General features: G+C 38.2%; 21 protein-coding genes. 18 read left to right on the forward strand and 3 right to left on the reverse strand.

The window, feature by feature from the left end; genetic code table 11:
• Window positions 1-156 precede the first annotated feature (156 nt).
• Window positions 157-636: a hypothetical protein gene (locus H5187_RS20730; protein WP_182798259.1), complete on the forward strand. Its 480-nt coding sequence runs from the start codon at window positions 157-159 to the stop codon at window positions 634-636.
• A gap of 191 nt (window positions 637-827) precedes the next feature.
• Here H5187_RS20730 and H5187_RS20735 read toward each other — a convergent pair whose 3' ends face one another.
• Both H5187_RS20735 and H5187_RS20740 read right to left on the reverse strand, forming a co-directional pair.
• Window positions 828-1,472 carry a hypothetical protein gene (locus H5187_RS20735; protein ID WP_182798260.1) on the reverse strand — a complete coding sequence of 215 codons (645 nt, stop codon included), beginning with the start codon at window positions 1,470-1,472 and terminating at the stop codon, window positions 828-830.
• A gap of 34 nt (window positions 1,473-1,506) precedes the next feature.
• Window positions 1,507-4,674: a DUF3427 domain-containing protein gene (locus H5187_RS20740; RefSeq protein ID WP_182798261.1), complete on the reverse strand. Its 3,168-nt coding sequence runs from the start codon at window positions 4,672-4,674 to the stop codon at window positions 1,507-1,509.
• A gap of 261 nt (window positions 4,675-4,935) precedes the next feature.
• On the opposite strand from H5187_RS20740, the gene H5187_RS20745 reads away from it, so the two are divergent.
• The 9 genes from H5187_RS20745 to H5187_RS20785 all read left to right on the forward strand — a co-directional run bounded on the left by H5187_RS20745 (window position 4,936) and on the right by H5187_RS20785 (window position 11,888).
• On the forward strand, window positions 4,936-5,358 hold the full coding sequence (locus tag H5187_RS20745; protein WP_182798262.1) for a hypothetical protein: 423 nt from the start codon (window positions 4,936-4,938) through the stop codon (window positions 5,356-5,358).
• Between the two features lie 117 nt (window positions 5,359-5,475).
• A complete protein-coding gene (locus tag H5187_RS20750) occupies window positions 5,476-6,141 on the forward strand; it encodes a hypothetical protein (protein ID WP_182798263.1) in 666 nt (221 codons plus the stop codon).
• Window positions 6,141-6,626, forward strand: coding sequence for a hypothetical protein (locus tag H5187_RS20755; RefSeq protein ID WP_182798264.1), 486 nt, complete (start codon window positions 6,141-6,143; stop codon window positions 6,624-6,626). The genes H5187_RS20750 and H5187_RS20755 overlap by 1 nt, the downstream gene beginning before the upstream one ends.
• A 5-nt stretch (window positions 6,627-6,631) precedes the next feature.
• Window positions 6,632-7,411 (forward strand): hypothetical protein, encoded by a 780-nt coding sequence (locus tag H5187_RS20760; RefSeq protein WP_182798265.1) that lies wholly within the window; start codon window positions 6,632-6,634, stop codon window positions 7,409-7,411.
• 61 nt (window positions 7,412-7,472) lie between these two features.
• Window positions 7,473-7,736, forward strand: coding sequence for a hypothetical protein (locus H5187_RS20765; RefSeq protein WP_182798266.1), 264 nt, complete (start codon window positions 7,473-7,475; stop codon window positions 7,734-7,736).
• Window positions 7,737-7,774: 38 nt separating this feature from the next.
• Window positions 7,775-7,915 carry a hypothetical protein gene (locus tag H5187_RS20770; RefSeq protein ID WP_182798267.1) on the forward strand — a complete coding sequence of 47 codons (141 nt, stop codon included), beginning with the start codon at window positions 7,775-7,777 and terminating at the stop codon, window positions 7,913-7,915.
• Window positions 7,915-8,448, forward strand: a complete 534-nt coding sequence (locus H5187_RS20775; RefSeq protein WP_259401751.1) for a hypothetical protein — start codon at window positions 7,915-7,917, stop codon at window positions 8,446-8,448. Before H5187_RS20770 ends, H5187_RS20775 begins: the two co-directional genes overlap by 1 nt.
• 55 nt (window positions 8,449-8,503) lie before the next feature.
• On the forward strand, window positions 8,504-9,433 hold the full coding sequence (locus tag H5187_RS20780) for an NYN domain-containing protein (protein ID WP_182798268.1): 930 nt from the start codon (window positions 8,504-8,506) through the stop codon (window positions 9,431-9,433).
• A 982-nt stretch (window positions 9,434-10,415) separates the two neighbouring features.
• Window positions 10,416-11,888 carry a hypothetical protein gene (locus H5187_RS20785; RefSeq protein WP_182798269.1) on the forward strand — a complete coding sequence of 491 codons (1,473 nt, stop codon included), beginning with the start codon at window positions 10,416-10,418 and terminating at the stop codon, window positions 11,886-11,888.
• 31 nt (window positions 11,889-11,919) lie between these two features.
• Here the strand turns inward: H5187_RS20785 and H5187_RS20790 are convergent, their stop codons facing one another.
• Window positions 11,920-12,939, reverse strand: a complete 1,020-nt coding sequence (locus H5187_RS20790; RefSeq protein ID WP_182798270.1) for a nuclease-related domain-containing protein — start codon at window positions 12,937-12,939, stop codon at window positions 11,920-11,922.
• A 595-nt stretch (window positions 12,940-13,534) separates the two neighbouring features.
• Here H5187_RS20790 and H5187_RS20795 point away from each other — a divergent pair.
• The 8 genes from H5187_RS20795 to H5187_RS24735 all read left to right on the forward strand — a co-directional run bounded on the left by H5187_RS20795 (window position 13,535) and on the right by H5187_RS24735 (window position 19,040).
• Window positions 13,535-14,086: a hypothetical protein gene (locus H5187_RS20795; RefSeq protein ID WP_182783986.1), complete on the forward strand. Its 552-nt coding sequence runs from the start codon at window positions 13,535-13,537 to the stop codon at window positions 14,084-14,086.
• Entirely contained in the window at window positions 14,076-14,294 is a 219-nt protein-coding gene (locus H5187_RS20800; RefSeq protein WP_182762103.1) for a hypothetical protein, read from the forward strand. The genes H5187_RS20795 and H5187_RS20800 overlap by 11 nt, the downstream gene beginning before the upstream one ends.
• Window positions 14,295-14,913: 619 nt before the next feature.
• A complete protein-coding gene (locus H5187_RS20805) occupies window positions 14,914-15,234 on the forward strand; it encodes a helix-turn-helix domain-containing protein (RefSeq protein WP_145242858.1) in 321 nt (106 codons plus the stop codon).
• On the forward strand, window positions 15,218-15,505 hold the full coding sequence (locus H5187_RS20810; RefSeq protein WP_259398490.1) for a HipA N-terminal domain-containing protein: 288 nt from the start codon (window positions 15,218-15,220) through the stop codon (window positions 15,503-15,505). The genes H5187_RS20805 and H5187_RS20810 overlap by 17 nt, the downstream gene beginning before the upstream one ends.
• 226 nt (window positions 15,506-15,731) lie before the next feature.
• Window positions 15,732-16,868 carry a HipA domain-containing protein gene (locus tag H5187_RS20815; protein ID WP_259401752.1) on the forward strand — a complete coding sequence of 379 codons (1,137 nt, stop codon included), beginning with the start codon at window positions 15,732-15,734 and terminating at the stop codon, window positions 16,866-16,868.
• 243 nt (window positions 16,869-17,111) lie between these two features.
• Window positions 17,112-17,510 (forward strand): DUF6088 family protein, encoded by a 399-nt coding sequence (locus tag H5187_RS20820; protein ID WP_182794393.1) that lies wholly within the window; start codon window positions 17,112-17,114, stop codon window positions 17,508-17,510.
• On the forward strand, window positions 17,500-18,450 hold the full coding sequence (locus H5187_RS20825) for a nucleotidyl transferase AbiEii/AbiGii toxin family protein (protein ID WP_182798271.1): 951 nt from the start codon (window positions 17,500-17,502) through the stop codon (window positions 18,448-18,450). Before H5187_RS20820 ends, H5187_RS20825 begins: the two co-directional genes overlap by 11 nt.
• A gap of 164 nt (window positions 18,451-18,614) precedes the next feature.
• On the forward strand, window positions 18,615-19,040 hold the full coding sequence (locus H5187_RS24735; RefSeq protein WP_259401753.1) for a hypothetical protein: 426 nt from the start codon (window positions 18,615-18,617) through the stop codon (window positions 19,038-19,040).
• Window positions 19,041-19,111: the final 71 nt, after the last annotated feature.

Raw genomic sequence — 19,111 nt, forward strand, 5'->3', positions numbered from 1 at the left:
GAAAACAGTTAAATAAATTGACTGATGATGATCAGTTAAGCTAATTTAAAAACGGCTCTACAAAATGATAAATCAAGTGATCAAAGCTGATGAGAATCGGTGATCAAAGTCATGAGAATACGCATAAAGTACTATGCAGTTTTATTATCAAGTTGGATGACTTCTACACCATTAAATCTAATGGTATTAAACTCATTAAAACATTTTGATAAAAAAGGAGAAATTTGGGACGAATCATCGAGATGCTTAATACCATTCAAACGACAAGATAAGACCCATATAAATATGGTTATTAATGAATTAATAACTGATATAGACCATATAGTTAGATTTAAATTAAAAAACTATTTCGATAATTATTTCCTATTACTTACAGAGAAATTGGGGGAGAATTATGCTGGTGAAAATTGGGCTGAATTTCTTGAATATGGCACTAATGATCGTAGAGTAATGGAGTTACAAAATATTGGTTTTTCAAGGCACTTATCGTTATTTTTGTTAGACAAGTACAGTAATCACTTGAGCTTCAGAGGAAATGATTTAATTAAACTCGATATTAAAGCTATTGCTTCATCTTTGGTCGGTAAAAATGCAGAGTATGAGGAGTTTGCTGAAGTACTTTCCTTGGAGCCTTAAAGATAAAAATGCTCATCTTTTAAAATCATTGCAAGATCTTTCTGAATTATGCTGATTGTTTACTCGTGATACTGCCTAGCTGAGGGGAGGTTTTGATTTGAGGTCGGTTAATTAGTTATGGTATTTTTTATGGTCTGACTAGTTACATAATGTATTTGAACATAAAAAGATGTAAATTATTTAGTTCTTAATTATGACTCGAATAAGGCAGTATGCTTTTTCATTTGTTCATTTGTAAAACATGGTCTAATTAATTGTAAGTCGTCATTTGACATTGAGTAAATAGAATATTTATTGTCGTCAGAACGTAGGCTTATTTTGTAATTTTTGGGGTCATAACTTATGTTTGATGAATCTAAAAGTTTAAATAAGTTGAGTAACTCAATTGGCGTAAAAGCTGATTGCAGTTTGTAATTTCTAACGGCTCGTTCAATGAACAGCCGTTCGTCACTATTCCTGTCTCTTGCTTTCCAGAGCTTGCGTAACGGATCTAGCATTTTATCTTCTAAGGCTTTTTTTAGCATACGATTTAGTTCTTTACTACGTGATGACTTATCGATAAGACGATTTCCATCTTCATCAAAAACACCGATTTCTTGAAAGCGTAATATGCAACTAGAGCCTACCCATAGAGAACTTTTTTTAATTTCATTCAGTATCTCAAAATGATAGCGTAACTCTGGGTGTTCACAGAGTTCACAATCTTCTGTTGCATCTCCGTAGTCTTGAACTTCACCTGTAAAAGCCCATTCTTTTAAAGCTTCTATAAACTCATCAGCTAAACTTAATGGAATAAGGTTTAGTTTTGACTTTTCTAGCCATGGGTTCGTTCTCATTTTAAATTCCTTTTATTGCATTAAAAACAATTTATCATCCAACCGCTAATTTCCCAGCCTCATGCCACATTTCACTTGGCATTGGGTTGGTGAGCTCCCACGTTATATTCATTGGCTGGCTGCCGTTGTGGCTTTGATATTTAACCTCGCCGTAGTTTACAAACCCCATGGTTCGGCCGTTTTCGTCTTTGCCTTGTTCGCGCACAAATAACAGGATGGTTTTGCCTGTTTTTTTGTGTTCAATATAACTTAGGCCGCGGCCGTGTTCTGGGCGTGCGCTGTTTTGCGTCTGCCAATGAAACAGGGTAGGGCTGATTGCGTAATCGTGATATAGCGTGGTGGGCGAGTAGGTTTTTTCGCACTTGTTGAGTGTTACAAATAATAACTCTAGGTTTTGGTTTTTAAATTCTAATACACCTTCGCGGGCGGTCGATTTTTTATTAAACGAATGTGCGCCAAACGCAGCGAGTATTTGTTGGCGTGTGTAGCGGCTGTGTAATTTTATTGCATGACTAGGTAAGCACGCTAAATCGCTTTCTTGCTGGTGAATGCGGTTTATTAAAAGCGCGATCACTTGGGCAAGTTCCTGTTGTAGCTCTTTGTGTTTAAGTGCTAGTAAGCTTTGTTTAAGGGTTTTAAACCCTAAACTTGTGCCTGTGCTATCCCAAAAGTTGTAATGCGCCATAAGCGCGTACTGTTGGTTTTGTGCTGTTGGGTTAAAGTAAAAGTCGTTGTTACATAAATCACGTAAAAAGCATAAGTAGCTGAGCGAGTCGCAGCCGAGTAATTGGGTGTTAATAGCGCGGTAATACGCGGCGTAAATGTCGGCTTGTTCTGCGGGGATTTCATCGCCTTTTAACCATTGCCAGCCACCGAGCTTTTTATCTTTTGGTTTGTATATATCTTCAAGCGTGACTTGCGGGTTTATGCGTAAAAAATTACTGAGCGTTAGCGCATCATTGGTGTGTTGCGAATAGCTATTTATAAGTTGTTGTAAACGGCGTTTAGTGTTTATGGCTTGCTGAATATTTTTTAGTATTGTTTGTTGTGTGCGCTTTTGTAGCTCTATGCGGCAACCCAGTGGTAAATGCGGGAAGTTGTTTTCAACCTCGGTTTTTATTGGTTGGTTGCTTTTACCAATGAGTGCGCGAAACTTACTGGCAAAGTCGTATTCTGGGCGAGCGTTGCCTACAAAGTCGAGTACGGTACAGCACTGCTTTGATCTACCTAAAGAAAAGCTGTTGTCGGGCAGGCGCAGGCCACGGCCTAGTTGCTGTAAAAACAGCGTTAGGCTTTCTGTGGGGCGTAAAAATAACAGGGTATCGACCTCTGGAATATCGACCCCTTCGTTAAAAATATCAACTACGCAAAGTATTTGTATTTCGCCTTGGCGCAGTGCTTGTTGCTTGTGCGCCCGTTCATTGGTGTTTTTGCTGATCAGCACATCGGCATTTATGCCTGCTAAATTAAACTTAGATGCCATAAACTCTGCGTGCTTTTGGCTTACGCAAAATGCCAACGCTTTTATATCGTGAACATTAGTCACTATATCCGCAAGGCTGGATATAATTTTATTTGCGCGGCTGTTCTCCCCTGTATAAAGGTTACTTAGCTCGCTTATATCGTAACGGCCAGCACGCCATGTTATTTGGCTTAGGTCGGTATCGTCATCTAATCCAAAGTATTGAAACGGGCATAAATGGCGCTGATTTATTGCCTCTGGTAAGCGGATTTCGGCGGCTATTACGCCGCAAAAATCATCGAGTATATTAGCACCATCTTGACGCTCTGGTGTTGCAGTTAAGCCAAGTAATATTGTGGGCGTAAAGTGATTTAAAATAGCGCGATAACTTGCAGCGCTTACGTGATGCACTTCATCTATCACAATATAGTTGTAGTAATCGTGGGTTAGATTAAGCGATTCAATTTGGCTGTTTAATGTTTGGATTGACGCAAATAATTGGTTGTAACGTTGTGGCTTATAGTTACCCACCCACAACTCGCCAAAATCGTTATTTTTAAGCACACCACGATAAGCGCTTTGCGCTTGTTTTAATATTTCTTCACGGTGGGCTACAAACAAAAAGTGGGCGTTTGGGTTTTTGTCGTAAACGGCTTTAAAGTCAAACGCCGATATTATTGTTTTACCCGTGCCCGTTGCGGCAACCACTAAATTTTTAAAGCGGTTATGCACGCTACGCTCGACGCTTAGCTTTTCTAAAATAGTGAGCTGATGGGTTTTTGGCGTGATATCAAAATAAAACTGGCTGCTTGCTTGGCCAACACCACGTTGCTCGTTAAGTGAATTTATGAGCTTTTCTTTACATTCAGCTTTGCCAGTAAATAGCTCGAAATCTGGCGACTGCCAGTAGGTTTCAAAGGTACTTTTGGTTTTAGCTATGATGTGCGGGATTTCTTGCGCGGTAATTTTTAAGTTCCACTCAAGGCCGCTGGTAAGCGCCGAATGCGATAAATTAGACGAGCCAATATAACCGGTATGAAAACCCGTATTACGCATAAACAAGTATGACTTGGCGTGTAAGCGTTCTTGTTGGTTGTTGTAACTAAGTTTTACCTCAGTGTTTGGCAAGTTTGCTAAAAACTCAACCGCTTTAGCATCCGTTGCGCCCATATACGAGGTGGTAATTACTTTGAGTTTGTTACCGCTTTTGGTAAAGGCTTCAAGCTCATTTTTAAATATGCGTAACCCCGTCCATTTTATAAATGAGACAAGCCAGTAAATAGTGTCGGACGATTTAATCTCGCGTTTTAGCTCGGTTTCGAGCGATATACCCGCATTCGCACCGCTAAACAATTCGCTTTGGGTAAGCCCTGTTAGCGGAAAAATATCGTGAGAGTAATCTTTAAGATTGGCCGCAATGGGATTTTGGGTATTAAACAGTGCAGTAAGAATACGCCCTTGGCTGTCGATAAGGTTTTCGTTGATCAGCTCGTCATCGCGAATATGATCTTTAAGCCAAAGCACAAGGCTGTTTGCGAGATTAATTTGCTCTTGTAAACGCTCGCTTGAATTAGGGATTGCATCGACTGCATGTTCAACAAGCTTACCTAAAAAGCGCGAAAGCCACGTAGCCGCCTCAGCCGATTCTAGTTGGCGTTCGCCCACATAAAATTGGTCACGATTTAAATTTTGCTCAATTACTTGCGTAATTAACTGCTCGTAAATACCAATTTGCTGCATTAAATCACTCCATGTTTGCGAGCATTCAGTTTACTAAAAAAACCAATGTAAACAAGCATTAACTCACTATTGAATTAAAGGCAGCTGTTAAGATCATTCCCCGTAATCACACCCGAAATTAAATTAATGATGAGTAATAACAGCGCATGGATGCGCAATAAGCTGTGACTTCGCCATGGACGGCGAATACACAGCATTTACGTTCATATCATTAATTTAAATTGAGGAAATAGTGTGATCCTCGGGCGCTGTGGGTGACGAGTGACCGAAACGAAGTTTCGCAGCGCGAGGAAGTGGAAGCATGGATGCTGCCAAGAACCCAGCTTCAGGGATGAATTACTTGCAGCAGAGTCAACAGTGAAAAACGTACGCCCCTTGGTTGCAGTCGCCAACGCGACATTAACCATCAAATTTGCAATTAAAAACCAAAGCGCGAGGTTAACTCCCGCCTACAATTTAAAAGCTGCGCTTTTCGCGTCAGCAAGCTTAACGCCTACGGTCAACCTAAACGATGCTGTTAAGAAAACGCCCCCGTCATTTGTGCCCGAAAAGACTCAATTGATGAGTAACCTAGCTTCAAGGATAAATTATTTGCAACAGAGTTTATTTGAAGATCAATTGCCCCTTGGTTGCCGTTGCCAACGCGACATAATAAATATATTTAATATGGTAGATCAAGTTTAGCGACAGCCTATATATTGAAAAGTGTAAGTATTTTAGCTGAGTTTTTATTTTTTATAACTTATTGTGTTTTCGGTATATATTGGCATAATTGATAAAAAATATTTACAAGGAAAGTAGATGCAATCAGCCACTACAAATACAGAATATACTGCTACTCCTTCTTCAACTAACGATCAGACAAGTAACTCTGCACATACTGATGCAAATAAACACCAATTTGTTTCACTTACTAAGAATGAATTTTCATTTTTAAATAAAAAAAGAAAAAGCTGGAAGTTTGCAAATCCTAAAGATTTATATACTTTTAGGGACCAACCAGTTGGTTTTTTTAACCACTTGTTGCACATCGTTATTTTTTTAGCTTGTTCATTTCTTTTTATTTCTATTTACTATCTACCTTTTGATAAAGAGATTATTAATGGGGTAGGTAGCTACAACACGATAACGCCACTTGAACGATTTTCGAGAACTTTATTAGTTGGCTTAATTTTATTTAATTTAAATTCGTTAAGGGTTAACTTAAAAGCTTACTCTATTAAGCGTTATTGGTTTGCTATGGCAGCTAATTCATTATTTAAAGTTGTTATCTTAAATATTTACTATTTGCTTTTGATATCTCTGAGTATGGCTTTTTTGGGGGCTTCTAAAGGGATGGATTTATTTAGTGCGCTTGAAATATTTGAAGCTAGCGCCGATTACGAGGCATTTTTGATTTTTGATACTTTTATTTGTGTAGGCATTATTCTGTATGGCTTTAGGTTTTGCAGCAAGGAGCTTAAATAATGAAATATTTTATTGGTTTAGCTCTTCTTTTAATTCTATGTTCTCAGCCTAGTTACGCTAAAAGTGAATTGCCTTATGGGTGCGATGAGTATTCTAAAGTTGAAGAAAACAGCTTTGTTTTATTTAATAAAAAACAATTTATAGAGCTTGGAGAATGTGCAGGCGAGGCTTTAGTTAAAGCTAAAAAAGTCTATAATATTGCAGCTGCATGCTCAGAAGTTGTTGAAGATAAAAATAGTTTGTTAGGTATATTTAGCTTATCGAAGGCTGAAGCAATTAAAATGGGGGTTTGCATAGGTGCTATTAGGGCAGTTTATAACCGTTACGATAGAGAACTTGTTTTAGTAAATAGTCGTTACCGTAGCACAAAGCATTATTATAGTTGTAAAAAAGGCATGGCGGCTGTGAATGAACTTGTTGCAAGCGCAAAAGATGAATATTACAAACGTTCTGAACTAAGAGACATATTGTGCGATAGAGTGTAAAAACCATGACTGAGACAGTTGACACTGAAATTGAACTTATACCTCAAATTGCAAAGTTATATATCAGGCAAAAAGTTTCTGATACGTTACCTAAAGAGCTTCATGATACGTTAAATAATATATTCACAAAAGGGCATAAAGAATCAACAGATAAACATGTTTCAAATAGTCGTCTGCTTGAATATAGAAAGGCGATCATTGCTCCAAGCTTACCTAATTATGGTAAGCGTGTTGAGCATAGAGTAATTCGAGGCCGACGAGCATCTATATATAATGCTTTGTGCCTATATACATTAGTTGGCACTGCTGGCACAAAAAAAATATTTCAAGAGTACTATGTTACCAAATCATCAGTTAATAAGCGTGAATTTAAACTGTTAGACTTATTCGCTAAAAAAGAGCTTAGTGCAGAAATGTTGTTTTTTGGAGTATCTCAATCTTCATTCGATAACATTAAAAATAAATTGATTGATGATAACTTTAATTTATTCACTGAACAGCTCCCTTCTCCTTTTCAAAGCCTAAAAGCTAGTCATACCGACTTATCTCCCCTTGGTGTTCTTTATGATAGGGATGTTAATTGGCATAGCTTTATAGAAAGTTATATAAAAGCGGATAAAAAACTTAAGTCTAAAGAGTGCATGGAGGCTAAGAGCATCCTTCAAAATGTAACAGATAAACGCCTACTGCAGCTTCCATTAGTTAAAGAATTAACTGCTAGCATCGATTCCCAAATAGATGAGAATAAAGATGCGTGGGAATATTTACAAAATATTTTAAGTTAGTTCTTTGTAGTGCTCCGCACAACGTCATTATTAAACCCAGTTAACAAACTGGAGTTTAATAATGAAATCATACAACCGTATACTTAAAACCCTTCCACCATGTCAATCTGCCCGCTATATGGCTGAGGCTAAAAGAATACATAAACAGCTTTTACTAGGTCTCAGCTATAGAGAACTTGGGGGGCGAAAGCTCATTATTGATCCAAACCTGATACGTTTTAAATTGGGTGATTATCGCTTAATTTTCGTATTTTCAAATGGCGCTTTCCAGCCAAAAGCGTTTTTAGCACGCAAAAATTTTGAGTCCTATTTAAAGCGAAGGTGAATAATTTTGTTCACATCAACTTTTATAAGGAATACAAAATGGCAAAGAAAATCAGCCCAGCTAATAATCAAGCAAACCAACAAAATGCGAATAAAGGTAATGAGGGTGTGAATCAGCAATATGCCAAAGTGCATGGGAATCGTGGTAAGCAATTGAATAAAAATGGAGGTAAAAAATAATGGAGCAATTAGTAGAAATTAAACAATCACCTGCTTTGTACTTAAGTGAAAATATACGTATGCAATTAAATCAGCAAGTTGCAGCTTTGAATTTTGAAAAATTAAAGTGGAAGTTGACCCAATCAGCCGAAGCTACCTGGAATACTGAACTGTGTGACTTTGCTGAGCTTGAATATCGCAAGTTTTTATCGCTTAAAAAATGGTATCCCAAGTTGTCGCTTGTACCTAGCAAGTTGGTCGACAAGTTTTGGCATGAGCATATTTTGGACACGCGAAGCTACATGGATGACTGTGAGTGTTTATTTGGTTTTTACTTACATCACTACCCATATTTTGGGATCTATGGTGATAAAGATCAATCCAAGTTACAAAGCTCATTTGATGAAACTGTAACAGTATATGAGGAGCATTTTGGTGCTTTTCCTACTGCTGAGCTTTATTCAAAGAAATCAGCACAAATGGCACGTTGCGAGGAGCATGCATGTCATGTTCCTACATCGTGCGCATGTCGTGTACCTGGTGCTTGTAAGTAACTAACTGTAAGAGCTGCGCACAAGCAGCTCTTTGCCTTTATTTAAGGACTAAAGAATGAATTTAACATTTGCGGTTTTAGTTGATGGTGAGAATGCCTCTCACACTGACTATGCATCATTACTCGAGGAAGTGGAAAAATACGGCACTGTAGCAATAAAATGGGTCTATGCTGATTGGACATCAGTACAACACAGTAATTGGCAAAAAATTTTACATAAAACAGCTTCTAGCCCTAAACAACAATTTCATTATGGTAAAGATGCTGCTGACCATGCACTGGTGATGGATGCAATTGAGCTTATAAATAATAACCAACGCATTACTGGGGTTTGTATTGTATCAAGTGATGGTGGTTTTTACAGCTTAGCACAGCGGATCAGAGAGAAAGGATTACACGTAATGGCTATAGGTAATGAGAATACACCTCAGCGCTTTATAAAAGCCTGCCATAACTTTGTTTTTACAAAAAATTTAATAGAACAAACATATTCTGAAGTTTATAAGAATTTAAATATATTACTTGTTACTGCCTACATGCGCTGTGCTCAAAGTAATGAGCCTGTTTATTTAGGGGACTTAGGCAGCACTCTTAAAATGCTCGATTCATCTTTTGATTTTAGAAATTATCGCGTTACTAGTTTAAAGGCACTTATTAAAGAAAAACCAAACCTTTTCAACATAGTAGAAGAAAGCCACGATCGCTGTTTTATTACACTTGTTAAAAATAAAAACTTTAATAATAAGGGTGTCATGTCTGGTGAGATACGTATGTTTGATAAAAATAGAGGCTTTGGTTTTATCACCTCAGACGATGGCGATTTTCACTTTAGTATGAGCAAACTGTCAGGAGCGAAAGAACTGTACAAGGTTGGCACTAAAGTTAACTTTTACTGTTTGGAGGCCGCTAATAGCGAAAGATTAAACAACAATAAGTGTCAAAGTGTCGAACAAGTTACTATTTGCAATTCAAAAATACGCTGCTAAGCAATTCCCCCGTGATCAACCCAGAAATTGAATTAATGAAGAGTAATAGCAGCGCATGGATGCGCGTTGAGCTGTGACTTTGCCATGGACGGCGAATACACAGCATTTACGTTCATATCATTAATTTAAATTGAGGAAGCTGTGTGATCCTCGGGGCGCCGTGGGTGACGAGTGACCGAAACGAAGTTTCGCAGCGCGAGGAAGTGGAAGCATGGATGCTGACAGGAACCCAGCTTCAGGGATAAATTACTTGCAGCAGAGTCAACGTTGAAAATCGTACGCCCCTTGGTTGCCGTCGCCAACGCGACATTCATAAATAATTTGCAATTAAAAGCCAAAGCGCGAGGTAAACTCGCCTACAATTTAAAAGCTGCGCTTTTTGCGTCAGCAAGCTTAACGCCTACGGTAAGCTTAAACGCCGCTGTTAATAAATCCCCCGTCATTTTGCCCGAAAAACCTCAATTGATGAGTAATTGATTGCATGGATGCAATTAAAGCCGTGACTTCGCCATGGACGGCGAATACACGGCGTTTACGTTCATATCAATTGAGGTTTTGAGTAAACTGCAAAATGCTCGGGGCGCCGTGGGGTTCCAAGGGGCGGTCGGCGGTATCCGCCCCTTGGTTGCCGTCGCCAACGCGACATGTATAAATAAAAGCGACGAGCACCGAGTTACGGGCATCGAGCTTAGATATTAAAAGCTGCGCTTTTCGCGTCAGCAAGCTTAACGTCTACGGTCAACCTAAACGATGCTGTTAAGAAAACTCCCCCGTTACTTTGCCTGAAAAGACTCAATTGATGAGTAATTGATTGCATGGCGGAATTTTATTCCCGACAAATTCTAAGTTTCTAAATCCCTTTAGCCAGTACAAAATGTAAGCCATGAGATTATAAAGTAACAAGTGTTAATAAAAAGTTGACATTGATGTTGTTTGGTCTAAATTTTAACCAGTCATTAAGTTTGTTGAAAAGGAATTTCTGATGAAGCTTTTATTATTTATTGTTTTATGTTCTCTTTTATGTGCTTGCACTGCAAGCACCGGTGATATCTCCATTTATTCCGTCGGTTCAGATAAAAACCTTACCTCTCCTCTTGTTACTGCCAAAGAATTGTATAGTGCTGACGGTATGATATATAAAACTGATGAAGCTCATGCTTTAAGCGGCGATGATACTTTTAGTATTTATTTAACGGATACCTATCTAAGATACCTACCAGATATTGGCGGAGATAATGAAGTTTTGATTGTCGCTGAATTTGAAGAAGTTGTAACAGGAACATCAAGCGATACTATTACCAAAATATTAGGCCCGTATGATTCAATTGCAGATGCTACGAAAGCTCCATTTTTCCATAAAGCGCTATATGGTCCTAAACGAATGGAGAGTGACTTATTAAGTCTCAAATTAAAAATCTATGAGTACGATTTAGATGAAAATGATAAAGCCGGAAGTATTATTGATTTTATCGCAGCAGCAGGAGAGGCTCTAAGTCTATCAAACCCCGTAACCACAGAAGAAATAAAAGTAGCTAAAGAGATCGCAAAGTCTGTTACAGGTACAAATGATAATGACTTAGTACTTCAGCTAGACTTGGACTTTGTTGCAGGTAATTCGCTATATAGACATAGTGGTAACAATAATGTAAATGTTCTGCCTTTAAAAGCTGGTGAAATAGTGCTTATAAAGAAAGAAGTGTGTGCTATTGGGCGATGTTACGACTATTTCAGTAAAGAAGAAGGGATACGTAACCCTGTTGGTTACGCTACAGATATATTACTTTCTCCAATTACAGCAATGACAATTGGTTTAACTGATACACCCGCTGGGTCATCTTTATCAGATGTGGAGCCACAAACGCTTGAAGTGCGTAGCGAAGGGTTAGTTCATAAGTCAAAGTCAGATGAAAAGTCAGATGGAAGCACGGAGAAAGTTAATTATTTTACTGATAAAACTTGGCTTAGATTATCTATTCTCAAAGGTGGGGACCCAGAGCTATGGGAAAAGCGAAAACTACTTTACCCAATAGAGGCTGAAATAAATGGGTTACTAAAAAGCTCTACTGGTATTAAAAGTGATAACCTTACTGCACCTATCGCTTCTTTAAATAAGGCTCAAAAGCAATTAGCAGCAATGAAGCAAAATGGTATAAAACTCGTTTCAAATAACTCCTCAAACAATACACAGTATATTTTAAAAGGCTCAACTAGTGGGGCTATTTGCTTAGATATTCCTACACGATTTAAATTGACACAAGCATTGCCTTTGTTTGATGGAAGCCCACAACAGAAATTACCATCTTACAATAAATATAGATGTTACAAATTGATGCCATCAGTGAAAGCTCAACCTTTTAAAAAGGGTACTTTGTATTTTCAAATAAACTATACAGATAATGATGTTTTAAAATCACACATAGCAACAGTGGAAGTGGTTGATGAATTTCCGGAATGATATACCTCTTATTTTTGAATGCTATCGAGCTTTAACCATCAAGTCTGAAAAACGCAGTGTTTTCACAATCACTACACACTAATGAATAAGACTCTTTGCGTTTGCTCACTTTGGTATTAGCGCTGTTACATTGCGGGCAAGACGTTTTCATTGGTGTGTTGGTATCGCACTCAGCACATGTAACAAAATAGCCGTAGCGGCCTGAGCGCGCTTTAAGCGTCTTGCTATTACTGCACTGTTTACATTGTAAATTTACTTCATTGACAACATTTGGTTGCTCTTCTTTAATTGTTGGAACAATAGATCTTGGTGCAAGAGCTGTTGATTCATTTTGATAAATTGGGCTTGGTTCGTTGAGACTTGATGCTATTGCATCAGTTTTTAGCTGTGTGGCAGGAGTAATATTTTGCTCTAAAAGAAACTCACAGATCCTTACTAAGCTTTCTTCACTAAACCATGGGCGAGTATTGGTTGAGAAAAAGTGCAGGGCATTTGGTATTGATGCCGGGAGCTTCATTATGTCTAAAAGTTTATCTGCTATAAACTCTGATTTTACAAGTCGCTCTTCAAGCGTTTTTGGCGTGTTATCTCGATTAATTATGGCATTACTCGATATTGCACAGATGCTATGCCATTCACGGCCACCAAAATTTTGTTGTATTTTACCAAACATCTTTGGCAGGAGTTGAGGAGCATTGTCTCTTACTAAACTTTTTAGTAATGCCAATTGTAGCTCAACTTGTTTGATTGGTGATGGCATGCCTTGCCATTGCCCACGGTAACTGCGGCTCCACTCTTGATGTTGGTTTATTGCAACTTCACCGGTAATACTTTTTGATTCAATAAGAATAAACCCGTAGGTGTAAACAATAAGGTGATCTATCTGTGCGGTTTCGCCGTTGTGTTTAAACTTTACATCATTAAACACAAATACTTGAGGGTGGTCTTTAAATGCGCGGCGTAAGTAAAATGCTACGTCTAGCTCTTGTTTTTGGCCTGCTTTTAATTTTGCTGAGTTGGTTGTGACGAGCGTTTTATCTTTTAAAATCATGCGGAGTCCTTTCAGTCATGTATTTGTATAGAATAACATTGAAGTACCTAATAAAAATACTGCTCTGATTAATTTGATTTTAAATATTCAGCAAATTTAACACTGAAGATCACAGTATGCTTTTTCGCGTCAGCAAGCTTAACGCCTACGGCAAAATTACACACTGCTGTGAAGACAGTTCCCCCGTGATCACACCCGAAATTAAATTAATGATGAGTAATAACAGCGCATGGATGCACGTTAAGCGATGCTTACATAAGGACGTGTTTCATCGCGTTTACGTTCATATCATTAATTTAAATTGAGGAAGCAGTGTGATCCTCGGGGCGCCGTGGGGTTCCAAGGGGAGGTCGGCGCTTTCATTTGGTAGAAAATGCTCTTTGGTTGCAGTCGCCAACGCGACATAACTAAGAATGTGCAATTAAAACCCAAAGCGCGAGATATACTCGCCTACAATTTAAAAGCTGCGCTTTTCGCTTCAACAAGCTAAGCGTATTAAGATTATGGAGTAATTGCATATATTGTATGGGTATTGCTGCACATAAAAAAAACAGACACCATCAAAATAGGAACATATTTAATTTAAAGGATATAAATGAAAATAATCTACCTCTCTTTTTTAGCTCTATGCTCGCTTCATGTAAATGCAGCTATTTTAGATTGCGACTTACAGGGTAAAGATCGCACTATTTATCAATTAGTAAAGCCAATAGCACCCTTCGATAGCTGTAAAAAAGCCGTTGATAATGAAGGCAATATCGTGGGCTATAAATTAAAGAAAGAGGGTTCTTATATTGATATTTCATTTGAAGATGAAAACTTCACACATGAAGATCACTTCTTTGTTTCAGGTAATAAATTGACAGTGAAAGAACTCCTTTTATCTATATATATACCTCAAGGTGAATCTGAAAACGAATATATAAAAGCCCAAAGAAAGAACCTTTTAAAATCAACTACTAGTGGTATTAAATATGATAAAGGTGGGGTTTACTTCTTTGATTTAGAAATAAAAAATTCGGCTTACAAAAACTATGTTGCTTATATTGAAGAAGGTAAACCTAACGAGTTTATTGGTATAGGAACCGACGGAAGCAAAGAATTGCTGATAAAAATAATGTTTAACAAAGGAATGGATGATATCTAAAAAATATGAAGGTATTGATGACAAGGACGTAAAAAAGATCTTAGAGGTGTTTTTTAGTAAAGGCACAGCTAGCCAAATAGAGATTAACGATAAAGTGATTGAGTTAGTTTGGGAAATGTTAGCTTCATCAAAAGAATGTACTAAGGCCATGCACTTTGTTCCAAGACCACAAGGATTAGCGGCATCTCCTATGTATGTCGCTAAATAACTAGCCCAAATAGCGTATAGAGTATCTGCTGATAAAGATGATTCTGTTTACCACGTATGTAAAGTGTTTTCTGCAAGAGGTTATGCTACAAAAATTAAATTAGCAGGCATGGGTTTGTAAAATTTAATTAAAAACCAAAGCGCGAGATACACTCCCGCTACAATTCAAAAACTTCGCTTTTCGCGTCAGCAAGCTTAACGCCTACGGTGCTAAAAGGAGCTAGGATTTGCTCGTAGCTCGTAGCTCGTAGCTCGTAGCTCGAAGCCCGTCGCTCGAAGCACTTTTTATCTTCTCTGTGTAGCGCCGCGCCTCGGTGAGCTCGGTGGTAAAATTGGTTTTAAAACAATCATAGATTAAGGCAAAGGCGCTAGGTTTTAGGGTAGTGACTAGGAGCTAGGATTAATCCGTAGCCCGTTTTTTCAACTTGTCAGTTTTACTCTATAAACTAGTCAATTAAAATTTACTTATGGGTTTTAATTTAATTACAAGTATTCATAAGTTAAATGCATTTTACTTATGGTCTTGTTGATTAATTATTTAGTCTAAAAGTAAAGTATCGTTGACTTTTTCTTAAGGTATTCTAGAATTGGTTGTATAAGTAAACTATAGTTGACCATAAATGAGCGATTCCTCCGTCAAAAAAACACTCGGAAGAGTTGTTAAGCGTACTGAAATGCCTGAGCTTTCTAAGCCATTTTCACCCATGCAGCTGGCTAAAGCCATTACTGCAAAGCGAACTGGTATGAAGCTGACATTAGTGGATGTATCACAAGCGCTTGCTATTTCTAAGCCTACGCTAATAAAAATAGAAAAAGGTGATGTAACTGTGCAACTGCATAATGTACTAAAAGTTATGGAGTATTTAGGGTTGTCGTTCAGCCTTGTCAGTGATGATATAGCTCATAGCAATGATGAGGTGAGCGATGAACAGTGGTACTAACACCAATCGTTTAGATGTGTTTATCGGTCAATCGCAAAAGGTGGCTGAGATAACGCTGGCAATAGGCTCTGAAAATGAGATTTCATTTACTTATGAGGCTAAATGGATCAACGAGGGTTTTGCAGTTTCACCACATTTGCCACTCAATGGCGATTTTGACTCTCGTGCAGTACGTAATTATTTGCAAAACTTATTGCCTGAGGGGAAAGGCCTTGAGGAGATCATCAGTAGCACGACCATTTCTAAGAATACATACTCAAACTACCTCTAGATACGAGTTTCAGTTGGAATTAAAAGCGATTTAGGCAAGGCATTGATTGCAAGTAATAGTGGTTCTATTGTTAAAATCAATAACGCAGTATAAATTGCTTTTAAACCAACCTGTTGGGAGTTTCACAGGCACTTACTCTCAGCGTTGTTACTTCTTAAAAGGGACTGCCATTCTTGCAAAGTAACGCCTTGATATTAAGCTCCTGTGAAACGCTGAATTCTGCATCTTGAGGTGGTTTGAGTATACCCTTGGCTTAATTAAAGTGATTGGCGAGGAGACATCAGGTGCTTTATCGTTTAGAGCAAGTAATTGTGCAGTAAAGCAAACCTCCTTTCGTGAAGTAACGAATCACCAATTGAGTCAAAAGTTGAACCGTTTTAAGCAAGCGGGCGAGCCTATTACATTATGGGACGGGCGAACGAGGCTCTCGGTTGCTGGGGTTCAAGATAAGCTTAACCTACTCGAAATAGGTGGAAAACTAGGGTTTGGTGAAGGCCAGTTATGCTCTAATAAAATCTTTAAGTTTGAAACGGGGGCTGCGCCTTTTATTGCCGTAAATGAGTTATTTACTATGCTGCTGGCAAGAGGCGCAGGACTTGATGTGCCTGACGTTGAATTGCGTAGCTATGGTGAAATGCGGGCCTTTGTTATCGATCGTTTTGATAGGCGTGTTGTTAAAGAGCAAAACCGAGTGTTACGTCGTCATGTTATTGATGGGTGCCAAGCGACAAATTTGCCTCCTTCTTACAAATACGAGCGTCAGCACGGTGATCAGGGGGACGGTATTTATATTCGAGATGGTGTTTCTTTTCCTAAGCTCTTCAATATTGAAACAGTGAATCTGCAAGCGTATCAGGCGCAACTTATTCGCTGGATAACATTTAATATTTTAGTGCGTAATTATGATGCTCATGGTAAGAACATTAGTTTTTTTGTTGGCAAAAATGGTTTAGAGCTCACACCGTTTTACGACTTGGTTAATATAGAGGCTATTATTGAACAGGCGGGGATTGATTGTGCAAAAGGTGGTTCAAAGCTAGCTATTTCAAGGCATTATGCAATGTCGCTAGGTGACTATAATTCACAAGGCGCGGGTAATTTTAGTAATGAAATAACGGCTTATATGTTAGCTGATTTTGCTGATGAGTTTGATATTTCTCTTGCGCGTATGCAGCTACTGATGAGTCAAACAATTCAGTCAGTATTAGCTGCAATAACAATGGCTAAAGCGACTGCTATTGCAAATAATTTGTCTAATAGTGAACTAGAACACATCGGCTTATGTATTAACATTATCAATAAAGCAGCTGGCGAACTGAGTGAGCAGGTTGAGCTGTTACCAAGTATGAAAGCGTTTATTTAAGTTTCTTCGGTGTAAGTAAAAGGCGATAGGGAAGTGACTAGGTGCTAGGCTGAATTCATAGCACGTCGCTCGCGACTCGTAGCCCGAAGCTAATAATTTAAAAACAATCACAGTTAAAGCGCGCACCTACTGGTGATAGATACCATTAAGATGATGTGATTACATCAACAAAGTGTCGTATGTTTGCATTGTTTAAATGTCGTATGTTTGCTATATTTTGTCTAAGCAACGAGAGTAATTAATATGACAATAGCAAGTAAAGTAACGACAAGAATAAATCGCTCTAGGCGTTATGTTTTTGAGCGCGCTGATTTTGCTGATATTGCTGGTTACGACCAAGTGGGACGGGTCTTAAAAAAACTGGTTGATAGTGGCCAGTTGTTACGTATTGGGTATGGGCTTTATACCAAAGCGCGAGAAAATCGCATTACTGGCAAGTTAATGCCAGCATCACCTGCGGGAGCTGATGGAGTCATTTTAGAGGCTATTGAAAAACTGGGCGTTGAGTATCAATTTGATGAATTTTCACAACGCAGTCTTAATGGTGAAAGTTTACAAGTTCCCGCTTCATTTAAAATAATGACCAATAGTCGATTTAAGCGCAAGATTGTTGTAAATAATAGCGCTATCAATGCAAGTTGATAGCGATTTATTTTTAGATGTAGCAGATGCTCTTGGTATGGGTAACCCTGCCATTGTTGAAAAAGATTATTACGTAGTTGCATTGCTAAAGCTACTTTCAGAGTTATTTTTTGATACGCATTTTTTAGTTTTTTCAGGTGGTACGGCATTAACAAAGTCAGGCATTAAAACTCATCGAATGTCTGAAGATGTTGATATAAAAATCATTCCTAAAGATTTAGCTGCTAACACCTCTAAAACTAAAAGAAGAAAGGCAAGAAAAGCGCTCCATTTACAGTTAATTGATGCAATTAATTCATATGATTATTTTTCTGTAGAAAATGCTCCAACCGTTTTTGATGAATATCGATATCAACAAATTGATATTCGTTATCCTCAAGCCCATTCAAAAGCTCCATGCTTACGACCGTTTATTAAATTAGAGCTTATAGAAACATTACTTTTTGATAATGTACAAAGCCACAATATATCTTCTTTAGTGAACGAGATAACTCAACAGGCACCAGAAGTGCCGCTGATGGATTTTTCTAGCATTAAGAGTACACAAGCTGAAAAGTTAGTGTCTATGCTTAGGCGCACAGCGAGCTTTGCACGTGATAATAGAAGAGACGATGATCCTGCGCTAATTCGCCATATTTATGATACGTATTATATTCAACAAGCTGGATTGGCGAATGTTCAAGATGTAGTACCTTTAGTGCAAAAAGTCATCGCGGAAGATATTACTCGTTATGGTAATCAGCATGCAGAATTTATGGAAAATCCGATTACTGAACTTAGGTTTGCTTTAAGTGTATTACAAGCGAATTCAATTTATGAAGCGCGTTTTAATAAATATGTCGTGCCAATGGTTTATGGTAATCATAGCCTTAATTGGGAGTATGCATTTGATGTATTTAAGTTATATTGCGACCAAGTATTAAATAATATAAAGCTTTAAATATCGTCGCCAATGCTATATGTACGAATAATTTGCAATTAAAAACCAGACCGCTAGATAAACTCCCTCCTACAATTTAAAAGCTGCGCTTTTCGCGTCAGCAAGCTTAACGCCTACGGTGCTAAAAGGAGCTAGGTTCTAGGGAAGTGACTAGGCGCTAGGGTTTGCACCAGCTCGCTGCACGCAGCCCGAAGCTCAAAGCCCGTTGCGTTATATTCTTATTTACCCTCATTGTCTTCTCTTTGTGCAAATTGATTGTAAGTGATGTATTCACCACAGAGATTAAGAGGCGCTGCGCTTTAGAGGAATGCTATATCAAATCGCGCCAGCATCGTACTTTACTTTATACCCAAAGCACGTTCGCTAAGATGGTTGGTGTATCTCGCTACACGGTACAAAAGCTTGAAGAAGGTGAGGTAGTAAAAAGCGATATATTGTTTGAAGCTCTCGTGATTCTTCAATTGCAAGGCTCGTTGCTGGATGAAATTAACGAGCTAGCCGCGGATGTGGGGGGTTATAATGCAAGACAGGGTAAAAGCCAGGGCAAGAGCATGAAAAAAGCCTATGATTTCAATACCTTTTCAAGGTAACCTGTACTGCGCATAGCTTTTTTCTGTTTTGCGGGCATGCCTTTATTAAAGCTTGTTTCTGCTTTTAGCTG

It is taken from the genome of Pseudoalteromonas sp. SG44-1 (assembly GCF_014164315.1).
Taxonomy (GTDB): Bacteria; Pseudomonadota; Gammaproteobacteria; order Enterobacterales; family Alteromonadaceae; genus Pseudoalteromonas; species Pseudoalteromonas rhizosphaerae.

Excerpts from the sequence above, each read along its gene's own strand:
- H5187_RS20790 (WP_182798270.1), bottom strand. The coding sequence starts at position 12,939 with ATGATTTTAAAAGATAAAACGCTCGTCACAACCAACTCAGCAAAATTA.
- H5187_RS20795 (WP_182783986.1), top strand. The coding sequence starts at position 13,535 with ATGAAAATAATCTACCTCTCTTTTTTAGCTCTATGCTCGCTTCATGTA.
- H5187_RS20765 (WP_182798266.1), top strand. The coding sequence starts at position 7,473 with ATGAAATCATACAACCGTATACTTAAAACCCTTCCACCATGTCAATCT.
- H5187_RS20730 (WP_182798259.1), top strand. The coding sequence starts at position 157 with ATGACTTCTACACCATTAAATCTAATGGTATTAAACTCATTAAAACAT.
- H5187_RS20750 (WP_182798263.1), top strand. The coding sequence starts at position 5,476 with ATGCAATCAGCCACTACAAATACAGAATATACTGCTACTCCTTCTTCA.
- H5187_RS20825 (WP_182798271.1), top strand. The coding sequence starts at position 17,500 with ATGCAAGTTGATAGCGATTTATTTTTAGATGTAGCAGATGCTCTTGGT.
- H5187_RS20755 (WP_182798264.1), top strand. The coding sequence starts at position 6,141 with ATGAAATATTTTATTGGTTTAGCTCTTCTTTTAATTCTATGTTCTCAG.
- H5187_RS20735 (WP_182798260.1), bottom strand. The coding sequence starts at position 1,472 with ATGAGAACGAACCCATGGCTAGAAAAGTCAAAACTAAACCTTATTCCA.
- H5187_RS20805 (WP_145242858.1), top strand. The coding sequence starts at position 14,914 with ATGAGCGATTCCTCCGTCAAAAAAACACTCGGAAGAGTTGTTAAGCGT.
- H5187_RS20740 (WP_182798261.1), bottom strand. The coding sequence starts at position 4,674 with ATGCAGCAAATTGGTATTTACGAGCAGTTAATTACGCAAGTAATTGAG.
- H5187_RS20780 (WP_182798268.1), top strand. The coding sequence starts at position 8,504 with ATGAATTTAACATTTGCGGTTTTAGTTGATGGTGAGAATGCCTCTCAC.
- H5187_RS20760 (WP_182798265.1), top strand. The coding sequence starts at position 6,632 with ATGACTGAGACAGTTGACACTGAAATTGAACTTATACCTCAAATTGCA.
- H5187_RS20785 (WP_182798269.1), top strand. The coding sequence starts at position 10,416 with ATGAAGCTTTTATTATTTATTGTTTTATGTTCTCTTTTATGTGCTTGC.
- H5187_RS20800 (WP_182762103.1), top strand. The coding sequence starts at position 14,076 with ATGATATCTAAAAAATATGAAGGTATTGATGACAAGGACGTAAAAAAG.
- H5187_RS20820 (WP_182794393.1), top strand. The coding sequence starts at position 17,112 with ATGACAATAGCAAGTAAAGTAACGACAAGAATAAATCGCTCTAGGCGT.
- H5187_RS20810 (WP_259398490.1), top strand. The coding sequence starts at position 15,218 with ATGAACAGTGGTACTAACACCAATCGTTTAGATGTGTTTATCGGTCAA.
- H5187_RS20775 (WP_259401751.1), top strand. The coding sequence starts at position 7,915 with ATGGAGCAATTAGTAGAAATTAAACAATCACCTGCTTTGTACTTAAGT.
- H5187_RS20770 (WP_182798267.1), top strand. The coding sequence starts at position 7,775 with ATGGCAAAGAAAATCAGCCCAGCTAATAATCAAGCAAACCAACAAAAT.